Source organism: Psychrobacter phenylpyruvicus DSM 7000 = NBRC 102152 (assembly GCF_000685805.1).
Classification (GTDB): Bacteria; Pseudomonadota; Gammaproteobacteria; order Pseudomonadales; family Moraxellaceae; genus Psychrobacter; species Psychrobacter phenylpyruvicus.
Genome location: NZ_JMKP01000007.1, coordinates 66,592 through 79,069, shown reverse-complemented (window position 1 = coordinate 79,069; position 12,478 = coordinate 66,592). Strand labels below are relative to the sequence as shown.

Annotated in this window: 11 protein-coding genes; 3 read left to right on the top strand and 8 right to left on the bottom strand. The window is 41.8% G+C overall.

Features of this window, described 5'->3' with window-relative positions; translation table 11 throughout:
* Positions 1–16: 16 nt before the first annotated feature.
* From queE to G561_RS0104450, 6 genes are all read right to left on the bottom strand, one after another.
* A complete protein-coding gene (gene queE / locus G561_RS0104475; protein WP_028858481.1) occupies positions 17–745 on the bottom strand; it encodes a 7-carboxy-7-deazaguanine synthase QueE in 729 nt (242 codons plus the stop codon).
* A gap of 217 nt (positions 746–962) precedes the next feature.
* The gene (locus tag G561_RS0104470) at positions 963–1,283 is read right to left on the bottom strand and encodes a hypothetical protein (protein ID WP_028858480.1); all 321 of its coding nucleotides are present in this window, start codon (positions 1,281–1,283) and stop codon (positions 963–965) included.
* Positions 1,284–1,325: 42 nt separating this feature from the next.
* Positions 1,326–2,147: a 2,3,4,5-tetrahydropyridine-2,6-dicarboxylate N-succinyltransferase gene (dapD, locus tag G561_RS0104465; protein WP_028858479.1), complete on the bottom strand. Its 822-nt coding sequence runs from the start codon at positions 2,145–2,147 to the stop codon at positions 1,326–1,328.
* A gap of 135 nt (positions 2,148–2,282) precedes the next feature.
* On the bottom strand, positions 2,283–3,203 hold the full coding sequence (locus G561_RS0104460; protein ID WP_028858478.1) for an alpha/beta fold hydrolase: 921 nt from the start codon (positions 3,201–3,203) through the stop codon (positions 2,283–2,285).
* Positions 3,204–3,467: 264 nt separating this feature from the next.
* Positions 3,468–4,520: a lipoyl synthase gene (lipA, locus tag G561_RS0104455; RefSeq protein ID WP_037031647.1), complete on the bottom strand. Its 1,053-nt coding sequence runs from the start codon at positions 4,518–4,520 to the stop codon at positions 3,468–3,470.
* Positions 4,521–4,666: 146 nt separating this feature from the next.
* A complete protein-coding gene (locus tag G561_RS0104450) occupies positions 4,667–5,077 on the bottom strand; it encodes a carboxymuconolactone decarboxylase family protein (RefSeq protein ID WP_028858476.1) in 411 nt (136 codons plus the stop codon).
* Positions 5,078–5,521: 444 nt separating this feature from the next.
* Between G561_RS0104450 and acnB the strand changes: the two genes are divergently transcribed.
* The 3 genes from acnB (at position 5,522) to G561_RS0104435 (ending at position 10,204) form a co-directional block, all read left to right on the top strand.
* Entirely contained in the window at positions 5,522–8,125 is a 2,604-nt protein-coding gene (acnB, locus tag G561_RS0104445) for a bifunctional aconitate hydratase 2/2-methylisocitrate dehydratase (protein ID WP_028858475.1), read from the top strand.
* Positions 8,126–8,339: 214 nt separating this feature from the next.
* Positions 8,340–9,539, top strand: coding sequence for an aminotransferase-like domain-containing protein (locus tag G561_RS0104440; RefSeq protein ID WP_028858474.1), 1,200 nt, complete (start codon positions 8,340–8,342; stop codon positions 9,537–9,539).
* A 227-nt stretch (positions 9,540–9,766) separates the two neighbouring features.
* Positions 9,767–10,204, top strand: a complete 438-nt coding sequence (locus G561_RS0104435; RefSeq protein WP_081794370.1) for a PACE efflux transporter — start codon at positions 9,767–9,769, stop codon at positions 10,202–10,204.
* Positions 10,205–10,304: 100 nt separating this feature from the next.
* Here the strand turns inward: G561_RS0104435 and G561_RS0104430 are convergent, their stop codons facing one another.
* Both G561_RS0104430 and G561_RS0104425 read right to left on the bottom strand, forming a co-directional pair.
* Positions 10,305–11,105, bottom strand: coding sequence for an enoyl-CoA hydratase/isomerase family protein (locus G561_RS0104430; RefSeq protein ID WP_028858472.1), 801 nt, complete (start codon positions 11,103–11,105; stop codon positions 10,305–10,307).
* Positions 11,106–11,222: 117 nt separating this feature from the next.
* Positions 11,223–12,290: a threonine aldolase family protein gene (locus G561_RS0104425; protein ID WP_028858471.1), complete on the bottom strand. Its 1,068-nt coding sequence runs from the start codon at positions 12,288–12,290 to the stop codon at positions 11,223–11,225.
* Positions 12,291–12,478 lie beyond the last annotated feature (188 nt).

Sequence of the window (12,478 nt, the reverse complement as noted above, 5' to 3'; positions counted from 1 at the left end):
GTGGATTTAGGGGTTTTTATTTACCTTTAGCATCTGCCCATATTATTTTATGAAGCTGTAGCTGCAGTCTCACGGGAATGGCGTCCTCTAAAATCCATTCTGCCAACTCTCGAGCTAAGTTAGGCACATCTACTGCTGCCACATCGCCTTCAGCGTCCTGGTGGACATTGAACATGGGAGAGAACCACACTGTGCCCACCTTCTTATCAAGCTGATACTCTTCTACTTTTTGTTTTGACCACTCATAATCATCACGGTTCATAATGACAAACTTTAGTTGATCATTCTGGGTGAGATACTGTAGATTTGACCACAAGTTCTTATCTGATTCGCCGCTACTTGGGGTTTTTATATCCATCACCTTACTTACCGCATTGGGCACTTCGGCTACTGATAGAGCCCCCGCGGTTTCTAACGAAACCTCATAGCCCTCATCGAGTAGTCTTTTAATTAGAGCAATACAGTTGGGTTGGGCTAAGGGTTCACCGCCCGTCACACACACCCTTTTACAAGGATATTGGCCGATATCTGCCATAATTTCATCTAAGGAGAAGCGCTCACCGCCGCTAAAAGAGTAGGTGGTATCACAATACACGCAGCGTAGAGGGCAGCCAGTCAGACGAACAAACACTGTAGGTAGGCCTGACGTGAGTGCCTCACCTTGCAAAGAGTAAAAAATCTCGGTCAGACGTAACCCAGCTTCAGGGTCAGTAACAGGAATGGTGGTGGTTCTTAAATTTGACATAAAGTTGACTATTGATACTTTAAAGATAGAAGTTGTGATTATTTCAAATAGAGACGCGGCCTAGATAGAGCAATAAAAAAGTGAAGGTAAGGATTAGTTTAACCCTTACCTTCTAATATTCAGTGATGTTTGGTGACCGTAAAATGCTAACAGCTAAATTACCTATACGTAAACCCTCTAACTTGCCAGAAAAAATAAATGAGACTATAAATCTGATTTATTTCATTGTAGTCAGTGCGCACATAGCTGGCGCATTGCCATAGCAGTTATGAGCATTATAAGGTTTTGTACTAATGGTATAGCCTTTATTCTTCATACACTGAGTTTGTTTTTCAAATTTAGTTTTGTTGATTTGGCTGACATTATCAATATAATTGCACGATTGAAGGTCTGCACGTAGGGTTTCAAGCGTAGCCCCTGATTTTTTCCAAGCTTGATCTGCACTTGGTGGTGGCTGATGATAAGAGGGAGCCATCACGACACACCCTGATAGTATTAAGCTAGTAATAGCTGTAAGACTAACCAATACTTTTTTCACGGAGTGTGTCCTTCAACAATTAAATGAAATAGTGTCGCTAGATTAAGCTAAGCGTAATAGCTCATTGATGCTAGTCTTTGAACGAGTTTTTGCATCGACCTTTTTGACGATAACTGCACAGTATAAGCTATGTGAACCATCTTTTGAAGGCAGACTGCCAGAAACTACCACAGAGCCTGCCGGTACACGGCCATAGTGGATTTCACCTGTTTCGCGGTCATAAATCTTAGTAGATTGACCGATATAAACGCCCATAGAAATAACAGAGCCTTCCTCAACGATGACGCCTTCAACAATCTCTGAGCGTGCACCGATAAAGCAGTTGTCCTCAATGATTGTTGGATTGGCTTGTAGTGGCTCTAACACACCGCCGATACCAACACCACCGGATAAGTGGACATTTTTACCAATTTGGGCACATGAGCCTACGGTTGCCCAAGTATCAATCATAGCTCCTTCATCAACATAGGCACCAATGTTGGTGTAGCTTGGCATTAATACCACGCCTTTAGCGATAAATGAGCCACGACGTGCAACGGCAGGCGGAACAACTCGCACACCAGCTTCAGCGAACTGGGCTTCTGTCCAGTTGGCAAACTTAGTAGGAACTTTGTCATAAAACTGGAGATGTTCACCCGTTTGCATCGGGTAATTATCGTTCAAGCGAAAAGATAAGAGTACTGCTTTTTTTACCCACTGGTTAACTATCCATTCATCGTCCTTTTTTTCAGCAACACGCAAACTACCGTTGTCTAGCTGCTCAAGGACGTCGTTAACCGCCTCTTTTACGTCTTGTGGCATGGTGCTGGGGCTGTATTCAGCAAGATTCTCAAAAGCTTGTTCGATAATTTTCTCTAATGACATATATTTTCCAAATAGAAGGGTTTAAGTCCAAAGCGCCCTGCTATGCAGTAGGCGACGCTTTAGATATTGTCGCTAATTTTTTTCCGTTTAGCAAACTATAATACTTAAGAGTGAAGTATTGGATTTAAGATTATCTTATGTAGCATGCTGGTCTAGCCAGTTGTACAGGTCTTGATAAACTCGTTGGTTGTCCTCTTCATGCAGCGGTTCATGACGCATTAATGGATAAAGCTGTTGAGTTACATTAGTAAATCCTTGTTTTTTCATGCGCTTCGTCAGCTTGCGTATGCCTTTGCCCATATTGCCGACAGGATCGTTTTCACCACTAATAAATAGCATAGGGAAGTTAGAGTCGATGGTCTCGGCCCAATCCTTAGTAAGCCCAGTATCCATCAGATTAAATAAAGTCCAAAATCCATTGTTGGTAAAGTCAAAACCACAGAGAGGATCGCTTTCATATTCAGCGACTGCTTCTTGATTCAGTGATAACCAAGCAAAATCTGATTTAGAAGACTTATCTTTTAACTGAGCATTAAATAGTTTGCTCATTAAGTTAGCAAAGACAGGGTTAGGGCGTTTAGGTTGTACCTGATTGAGCACCTTGGTTATAGGTAAAGCTGCTTTAACTAAAGGGTTATAGTCACTGCTACCCATAATAATGGCACCGGCAAAATCATTGCTATGCACTTGTAGTACGTTACGCACCACAAATGAGCCCATAGAATGTCCCATAATAAAGTGGGGCACATCGGGATACTGGCGTTTTAGAGTATCAGCCATAATAATCGTATCTTTTAGTAGAGTTTGCACGGGGTATGATTTAGCAAAATAACCTAATTCATCTGCATTATTGATACTGCGACCATGTCCTAACTGATCATAGGTTAATACAGCAATACCCTGATCTGCCAAGTAATTCGCAAACTTCTCATAGCGGCCACTGTGCTCAGTCATACCATGAACAATTAATAAAGTGGCTTTTGCGGTATTCTTTGGGACATACAAAGTGTGATGTAGGGAATGAACTTGATCGGAGGACATTATTGTCTTGGCCATGGGGAAATCCTTTAAGTCATTAGAATAAAAAGGGAAGTCAGTAATAAAGCTTGATAGGAAAAGTATTTATATTATTTACATCTGTGCTTTTTATATCTATATCAAGCTTTGTTTATAGGTTAATCTAAAGCTTAGTATCAGAAAGTCGAGGATTAAAAGGGTGTTAAAATAATGATTTTAACACCCTAAATATTTTTTAAAATATAAGGCATGCTGTTTAGTAAAAACTGTAGATTGACAAATGTTTAACCGAAAGCTCGTCGATTAACAGCCCAGCTTCTTACCTTCCGCTTCAGCAGCTAAAGCTTTTTTGCTGCGAACTGGGGCAGGACAATCTTCACCATAGTATTGACGATCAGCAAAGTAGCTTGAGCGAACCATAGGGCCGGCCCAAATACTAAAGAAGCCAATCTTCTTACCATAATCCATATAACGCTGGAATTCATCTGGATGGACATAGCGATCTACAGGTGCATGGTTTTTACTAGGCTGCAAGTACTGACCAATAGTAATCATGTCCACGTCATGGGCTTTTAGATCATCAAGTAAGGCATAAACCTCTTCTTCAGTCTCACCCAAGCCGACCATAAAGCCACATTTGGTGGCGATGTCTGGACGGCGTGCTTTGTATTGCTTAAGCAAATCTAGCGAGTGTTGGTAGTCAGAGCCTGGACGGAAGGCTTTATACAGACGGGGCACAGTTTCAATATTGTGGTTAAACACATCTGGAGCTGTTTCCGTCAATAGGTCTAATGCTACCTCCATACGACCCCGGAAGTCAGGCACTAGAATTTCAATTAAGCAATTTGGGCTTAGTGCTTTGGATTCGTTAATCACGTCCACAAAGTGCTGAGCGCCACCATCTTTTAGATCATCACGGTCAACTGAGGTAATAACCGCATACTTAAGACCCAAACCTTGAATGGTTTCTGCCGTATGACGAGGTTCATCTTTGTCTAGCTCATTGGGGCGGCCATGAGCTACATCACAAAATGGGCAGCGGCGGGTACAAATGTCACCCATAATCATAAAGGTGGCGGTACCATCACCGAAGCACTGTGGCAGGTTAGGGCAGGCCGCTTCTTCACAAACTGTATAAAGCTTTTGTTTACGCAAGGTTTTTTTGATGCGATCCACCTCAGCGGGTGAAGACATCTTAACCCGAATCCAATCAGGCTTCTTTGGTGCTTCTACCGTAGGAATTACTTTAATTGGAATACGAGCTACCTTATCATAGCCACGAAGTTTTTCCCCTTTAACCGCTTTTTTTGGTTTCGGTGCGGCTGCGGGCACGAAAGTTTGTACTGTAGTTGTCATAATCAGCTTCGGTCCTAACCCTTGATAGTATTAGGGTTTATTAGTAATTCAAAATAAAAAATCAGTGGTCTTATTATATCAGATATTAGGCTAAGCGCGGGGAATTCAAGCCGATGACAGTAGCAAAGTGAGCTGAACTAGACTGATTATAGCGAGTCATCATTCAAGTCAATGCCCAGTTCGGTTAAGGCTTCTATGGCAGCTCGAAATGCTTCTTGAGCCGCTGGAGCGCCGCAATAAGGCAGGCTGTGCATTAACACTTCACGGATTTCAGCGACAGTTGCCCCATTATTAATAGCACCTCGAACGTGGCCTTTTAATTCATTAGGGCTTTTTTGAGCAATTAAGAAAGCCATGGTAATTAATGAGCGGTATTTATGAGGTAATACTGCCTCTTCTTGCCAGGTGCTGCCCCAAGCGTGCTCGATAATCCAGTCTTGAAGAGGCTGAGTAAAAGCAGTTGCTGAATTTAAAGAGCGCTGCACATGCGACTCTCCCATAACTTTAGTACGTACTTTAAGTCCATTTTGATAATTATCACTTTTATTGTCTGTCATAACAGTATTCCTTTTTATAAACGAAAGGTAAGTTAATGATGGGTAGGGGGGAATAACAGGCCAATAAGACCCAATAACGTTTAAGAAAGTAGGTCAATGATGGTCTTAATTATTTTAATTAGCTTATAAAATTAAACCATAGATATTTTTTAAAAGTGCTTCTCATTGTTACTAATTAGCATAACAAATTAATGCTATGGGGCGTTGAATTATAGTAGGTATTTATAAAATAAATGTTCGATATGGCCTTAAAATGCATAGGGTTTACAGTTTGGTGATTAACTTTTTGGGCGTTTTAGGCTATATTAGTGCCGAGAGATAAACCCACCTGCAAGGTACTGGCAGCCCCCCACAAAATTCTACTGTTAATATTGACTGATGACAGTAACCCAATCCAGTGGCAGCTACCTAACCTGCGTAAAATAATGAAAGAGGACGCTTATTGTGTTAGACGCATATCGTAAACATGTCGAAGAACGTGCCCAACTTGGTACAGTGCCATTACCACTAACTGAGCACCAGACTGCCGATTTAGTTGAACTATTAAAAAATCCACCAGCGGGTGAAGAAGAGTTCTTGATGGACTTACTGGTTAACCGTGTACCAGCAGGTGTTGACCAAGCAGCTTACGTTAAAGCGGCTTTCTTGGCAGCTATCGTAAAAGGTGAGGCAACTTCACCTCTAATCGATAAGAAAAAAGCGGTTGATATCTTAGGCACTATGCAAGGTGGTTATAACGTATTACCTTTAGTAGAAGCATTAGATGATGCTGAAGTAGCTGAAAACGCAGCTACAGCGCTGAAGAGAACCCTATTGGTATTCGACGCATTCAATGACGTTACCGAAAAAGCAGAAGCAGGTAACGAGAAGGCTAAAGAAGTTATTCAGTCTTGGGCAGATGCTGAATGGTTCTTAAACCGTCCAGAAGTACCTCAAAAAACAACTTATACTGCGTTCAAAGTAACCGGTGAAACCAACACAGACGATCTATCTCCAGCGCAAGACGCATGGAGCCGTCCAGACATCCCACTACACGCACTAGCTATGCACAAAAACTCTCGTGACGGCATTCAAGCTGACGAAGAGGGTGTACGTGGTCCAATGAAGCTTATTGATGAGCTAAAAGAAAAAGGCCATCCATTAGCTTATGTTGGTGACGTAGTAGGTACCGGTTCTAGCCGTAAATCAGCTACTAACTCGGTACTTTGGTTAATGGGCGATGATATCCCTAACGTACCAAACAAACGTGCTGGTGGCCTAGTATTAGGTGGCAAAATTGCTCCTATCTTCTTTAACACTATGGAAGACTCAGGCGCTCTACCTATTGAAAACGTTCAAGTTGATAACATCAACATGGGTGATGTATTTGACATCTATCCACACGAAGGCAAAATCACTAAGCATGATTCTGACGAAGTATTATCTACTTTTGAATTAAACTCAAACACGCTTCTTGATGAAGTTCGTGCCGGTGGTCGTATTCCATTAATCGTAGGTCGTGCTTTAACTAACCGTGCCCGTGATTACTTAGGTCTAGAGCATTCAGACGTATTTGCTAAGCCAGAGCAACCAGAAGCTTCAGACAAAGGTTACACTTTAGCTCAGAAGATGGTTGGTAAAGCTTGTGGTATGGAAGGCGTACGTCCAGGTATGTACTGTGAGCCTAAGATGACTACTGTTGGTTCGCAAGATACTACTGGTCCTATGACTCGTGACGAACTAAAAGACTTAGCTTGTTTAGGTTTCCAAGCAGACTTAGTAATGCAGTCTTTCTGTCACACAGCTGCTTATCCAAAGCCAGTTGACGTTGAAACTCAGCACACACTACCTGACTTCATCATGAACCGTGGCGGTGTAAGCTTACGTCCAGGTGACGGTATTATTCACTCATGGTTAAACCGTATGCTTCTTCCAGATACAGTAGGTACTGGTGGTGACTCGCATACTCGTTTCCCAATGGGTATCTCATTCCCAGCAGGTTCTGGTCTAGTAGCTTTCGCAGCAGCGACTGGTGTTATGCCACTAGATATGCCTGAGTCTGTTCGTGTTCGTTTCGTTGGTGAGCGCCAGCCTGGTATCACACTACGTGACCTAGTACACGCTATCCCATTACAAGCGATCAAAGAAGGTTACTTAACCGTTGATAAGAAAGGTAAAATCAACGAATTTAACGGCCGTATCTTAGAGATTGAAGGTCTAGAAGACTTAACTGTAGAGCAAGCTTTCGAACTATCAGACGCCTCAGCTGAGCGTAGTGCTGCTGGTTGTACTATCACCTTATCTGAAGAGTCGGTAACTGAGTACTTAAACTCAAACATCACTCTACTTAAGTGGATGATCGCTGAAGGTTATGGTGATGCTCGTACCCTAAGCCGTCGTATCGAAGCTATGCAAGAGTGGTTGAAGAACCCAAGCTTAATGCGTGCTGACGAAGACGCTGAATACGCCATCGATATGACCATCGATATGAGCCAAATCAAAGAGCCAGTACTGTGCTGCCCGAACGATCCAGATGATGCAAAAACTCTATCTGATGTAGCGGGTGATAAGATTGATGAAGTATTCATCGGTTCTTGTATGACTAACATCGGTCACTTCCGTGCCGCAGGTAAACTACTACAAGAAGTACCTGCAGGTAGCTTGAAGACCCGTCTATGGATTGCACCACCCACTAAGGTGGATGCTCGCCAGTTGATGGAAGAGGGTTACTACAACGTATACGCACAAGCAGGCGCACGTACTGAAATGCCAGGTTGTTCACTATGTATGGGTAACCAAGCACGTATTGCTCCAAACTCTACAGCAGTATCAACCTCGACTCGTAACTTCCCTAACCGTCTAGGTCAAGGTGCTAACGTATACCTAGCTTCAGCAGAGCTAGCAGCAGTTGCAGCCGTACTTGGTAAGCTACCAACTAACGAAGAATATCAGCAATACGCTGGCATGCTAAACAGCATGGGTGACGAAGTATATCGTTACATGAACTTCGATCAAATGGAATCTTACTCAGAAGAAGCTGATAAAATTAACGTGGCTCAACTGTCATAAGTTGATGTGTTAATTGATTAGTTTTAGCTAAAAAAAGACCCCGTATCCTAAGATACGGGGTCTTTGTTTTAAAGGCTTTAGAGCCGTAGTTACAATTGGTGCTAGACGTATTAATAGCCGGTTCTATATACTGGTAACTATAATAATTATATTAAATGCTGGCTGGCATTATAAAAATACTAACCCACCCAATAATGTTATGAAAGAGAGCGATATGCAGTATCAATTTTCAGAGGTGATCAACGAACTAAAACCCTCATTTATCCGTGAAATATTAAAACTAACCGTTAAGCCAGAAATTATTTCATTTGCTGGTGGTTTACCAGATCCTAGCCTATTTCCGCACCAAAGCATTAAAGAGGCCAGCAATGCCATGTTTGATCGTAATGATCGCAGTATCTTTCAGTATACAACGACTGAAGGTCATGCTGGTCTACGAGAATGGATTGCGAAGCGCTTCTCAGACACTCACAATGTCGAGGTGTCCTCAGACCAAGTAATGATTGTTTCTGGATCGCAGCAAGCTTTAGATCTATTTGGCAAAATATATATTGACCCGCAAGATGCTGTGGTTATGGAAGCGCCTACTTATCTGGGGGCAATTCAAGCTTTTCGTATGTATCAACCTAAGTTTAAAGAGGTTGAGCTGCAAGAAGATGGTTTAGATACTGATCAGTTCCTTGCTACCATGCAAGAAGAGGATAGTAAGTTCTTCTATGGTATTCCCAACTTCCAAAACCCAACTGGCCTAACTTACTCTACCCAAAAACGTCAGCAAGTTGCAGATATCTTACAACAGACCGGTAAGATTATGTTGGAAGATGACCCTTACGGTGCTTTGTTATTTGAAGAGGAAGGCCAATCCTCGCCAGACACTCGGCCTATTTATGCCTTAGCGCCTGACAATGTGGTTTATATGGGCTCATTCTCTAAAGTATTCGTTCCAGGCTTCCGTTTGGGCTGGGTAATTGCGCCTAAGCCTGCCTTAGCTAAGATGATTATTGCCAAGCAAGCAGCAGATTTACACACCAACTCATTTGTTCAAGAGCTACTATACGAATATGTGACCACTCACGATCTAGATGCCCATATTGATTTGATTCGCCAAACTTATGCTACCAAAAAGGCGTGTATGGTACAGGCGATCAACACTTATCTAGGTGACGAAGTTGAGTTGTTCCCAACGTCAGGGGGGATGTTCATTTGGGTGCGTGTGCCTGGTGTGGCGATTATGGATTTGCTTACAGTTGCTATTGAGAAAAATGTGGCCTTTGTACCAGGTGAAGCTTTTTCCTTAACCGGGGGTTATACCGATCACATGCGCTTAAATTTCACCAGTTTAGAAGAAGATCAAATTGTGGAAGGGGTTAAGCGTTTGAAAGCTGCATTAGACGCTTATCGCGCAAATCAGTAAGTTAAAGCTTACCTTGTTGAGAGGTTAGGGTTAAGCAGGTAGCCAGATTGACTAAAGTTAACAGCCCTTGTTATTTTATAGCAAGGGTTTTTATATAAAATTAGGTTAGCGATCATTGTGCTAGGGAAGATACGGGCGGAAACCGTGGCTCTGTATTTGAATTGTTTTTTGTTGTGTCGGGGCGGGCCGATTCTTTCAAGGTGCAGTATTTTTGTACTTAGGAGTGGATGTTGATTACCTTGTCGCCTCTAAAGCGCCGCATAGTGTATGTGACTGTTTTTGAGATTATTGCCATCATCTCTTCTACTTATGTGTTGATGTGGTTAAGTGATAGTGATGCCTCAGAGTCGTTACCTGTCGCTGTTATGGTGTCGTTGGTAGCCGTTGTCTGGAACTTTATATTTAATACGCTATTTGAAGCTTGGGAGCGCCGGAACAAAGTCCAAGAGCGAACTGTGCTAATCCGCAGTGTCCATGCTATAGGCTTTGAGGGTGGGCTAGTGTTAATTTGCTTGCCATTATATATGCTTTGGTATGACGTAGGGGTTTATAAAGCATTTACTATGGAATTGGCTTTATTACTATTCTTCTTGGTATATACCTTTATATTTACCTTAATTTTTGACAAGATTTTTACTTTGCCTCAGCATTATAAATCCAAATAACAAAAGGACTACCATCAGGTAGCCCTTGTAAATTTTCTCAAAATAATTTTTGTCTAATTTCTGTCTAAAAGAAAAAACCGTCGTTTTATTAACGGTAGAATTACTGATTATAAACCGGTTTGCGTTTTTCAATAAAAGCGGTAATACCTTCGATAAAGTCATCAGTTTTGGCCAGTCTTGCCTGCTGATGTACTTCCATATCTAAAGCTTCATTTAATCCCATATAAGCATGAGTGTTAATTAGATGCTTCATAGTAGTAAGAGCTGTAGCAGGAAGCTGGGTTAAACGATTGGCCAGCTTTAACACAGCTGCATCAAGCTCATCGCTGCTCACTACTTGATTCACTAAGTTTAAATCTGCCATGTCTTGAGCACTAATTTTATCGCCTAGCATTACCAGCTCAGTAGTCTTAGCGGGACCAATAAGCTCATTTAATAAGTAGATACCTCCAGCATCAGGTACCAGACCGATATGAACAAAAGCTTGCACAAACTTAGCATTATCGGCAGTAATGCGGAAGTCACAAGTCAAGGCTAAGTTCATGCCAGCCCCAGCGACTGCGCCTTCAAGTTTGGCAATAATAGGCTTATGAATTTTACGCAGTAGTAAGCTGACTTCGCCAGCTCCAGTGACCATGGTTTTTAGCTTTTCTGAAAGTGCTTCTTTTTCTAGGCCATCTGACAACATCTCTTTGATATCGCCGCCACTTGAGAAGTTACCACCTGCCCCTTGCAAAATAATGACACGCACGTCGGCATCGGCTTCAGCTTTTTGTAAGGCCGACACTACCGCAGATTTCATCGGGGTGCTAAAAGCATTTAAGCTTTTTGGATCATTAAGAGTAATTGTCGCGATATGGTTTTCGACACTATAAATTACAACATCTTGAGACTGGGTCATAATAGATATCCTAATGCATTGAAGCAAAAATATTGAGAGGGTAGAAGTATCACCTGTTAGTTATACACTTTTATTGCTAGCGATACAAAAAACAATTCTCTTGGTATCAAAAAAGCTTTAGTTATTAGAGGTATTAGCCTCTAACGTATTGGTTTCTAGCATAGCAATAAAACGCTCTACCTGATTTTCAGGTGTAGCCCAAGAGGTGACAAAACGGCAGATGGTACAGCCATTATCCAGTTGCTCCCACTCATAAAAATCAAACTCAGTTTTTAAGATAGCAATAAGATCAGAAGGCAATAGCGCAAAAACCTGATTACTTTGAGTAGGTACGAACAGTTCAATACCACAGTGCTGTAATCCATCAGAAAGCTTTTTAGCCATAGCATTGGCATGAAGGCAAAGCTGTAAATACTTATCGTCTTGTAATAAAACCTCAAACTGTAAGCCTAGCAAATATCCCTTAGCCATTAAACCACCGTGGCGCTTTAGATAGATATTAAAGTCAGTGGCAATATCTTTATTTGGAATGATTAATATTTCACCGAACATGGCGCCCATTTTCGTACCACCAAACCAAAATATATCGGTTAACTCAGCCAGATCTGCTAAGGTCAAGGTACGCTCATTAGGATTGCTATGGGTATAAGCAATAGCAGCGCCTAATCTTGCCCCATCCATAAACAAATACATGTTATTGCTACGGCAATAATCTGATAAAGCTTTTAGCTCTTCATAGGTATAGACGGTACCAAGCTCAGTAGTGTTAGAGATATACACCGCTTTGGCTCTAACAACGTGTGGCGTAAAGCTATGCCGGACTCGCACCTTTTCCAAAGCTTCAATGGTCAGCTTACCTTGCTTTGATTCTGCCAAAATAACCTTGTGACCTGTGGCCTCAATAGCGCCTGCTTCATTCACAGCGATATGGCCAGTGTCACAGGCCACGATACCATCGATAGGCGATAGCATAGCGTCGATACAAACCAAGTTTGCTTGAGTGCCAGTAATCCCAAAGTGGACAGCAATGTCTTTATTATCTAATTGCGACTTTATTAGATCTCGTACTCGATCTGAGTACTCATCGAAGCCGTAGCCTTTATGTTGTTGTAGGTGGGCGTCTTGCATGGCTTTAATGATGTCAGGGTGGGCACTTTCGCTGTAGTCGTTTAAAAAATGAAACATAACTTGGTTTTAAACTCTCTTTTATGGATAACGAAGGTTAGGCCGAAGCCGGTTGGGTAGAATAAAAGGAAACAAAAGGAGCCACTAAACCTTTTAACTATGAGGTAAGTAGCTCAGGTAATATAATTTAATAATTTAATAGTTTAATAGTTTAATAGTTTAATAGTTTACGGCTGATATAAAGTGTC

What these genes read in the sequence shown, in the direction of transcription:
- queE (WP_028858481.1), bottom strand. Translation starts at nt 745, where the DNA reads ATGTCAAATTTAAGAACCACCACCATTCCTGTTACTGACCCTGAAGCT.
- dapD (WP_028858479.1), bottom strand. Translation starts at nt 2,147, where the DNA reads ATGTCATTAGAGAAAATTATCGAACAAGCTTTTGAGAATCTTGCTGAA.
- G561_RS0104460 (WP_028858478.1), bottom strand. Translation starts at nt 3,203, where the DNA reads ATGGCCAAGACAATAATGTCCTCCGATCAAGTTCATTCCCTACATCAC.
- lipA (WP_037031647.1), bottom strand. Translation starts at nt 4,520, where the DNA reads ATGACAACTACAGTACAAACTTTCGTGCCCGCAGCCGCACCGAAACCA.
- G561_RS0104450 (WP_028858476.1), bottom strand. Translation starts at nt 5,077, where the DNA reads ATGACAGACAATAAAAGTGATAATTATCAAAATGGACTTAAAGTACGT.
- G561_RS0104440 (WP_028858474.1), top strand. Translation starts at nt 8,340, where the DNA reads ATGCAGTATCAATTTTCAGAGGTGATCAACGAACTAAAACCCTCATTT.
- G561_RS0104435 (WP_081794370.1), top strand. Translation starts at nt 9,767, where the DNA reads ATGTTGATTACCTTGTCGCCTCTAAAGCGCCGCATAGTGTATGTGACT.
- G561_RS0104430 (WP_028858472.1), bottom strand. Translation starts at nt 11,105, where the DNA reads ATGACCCAGTCTCAAGATGTTGTAATTTATAGTGTCGAAAACCATATC.
- G561_RS0104425 (WP_028858471.1), bottom strand. Translation starts at nt 12,290, where the DNA reads ATGTTTCATTTTTTAAACGACTACAGCGAAAGTGCCCACCCTGACATC.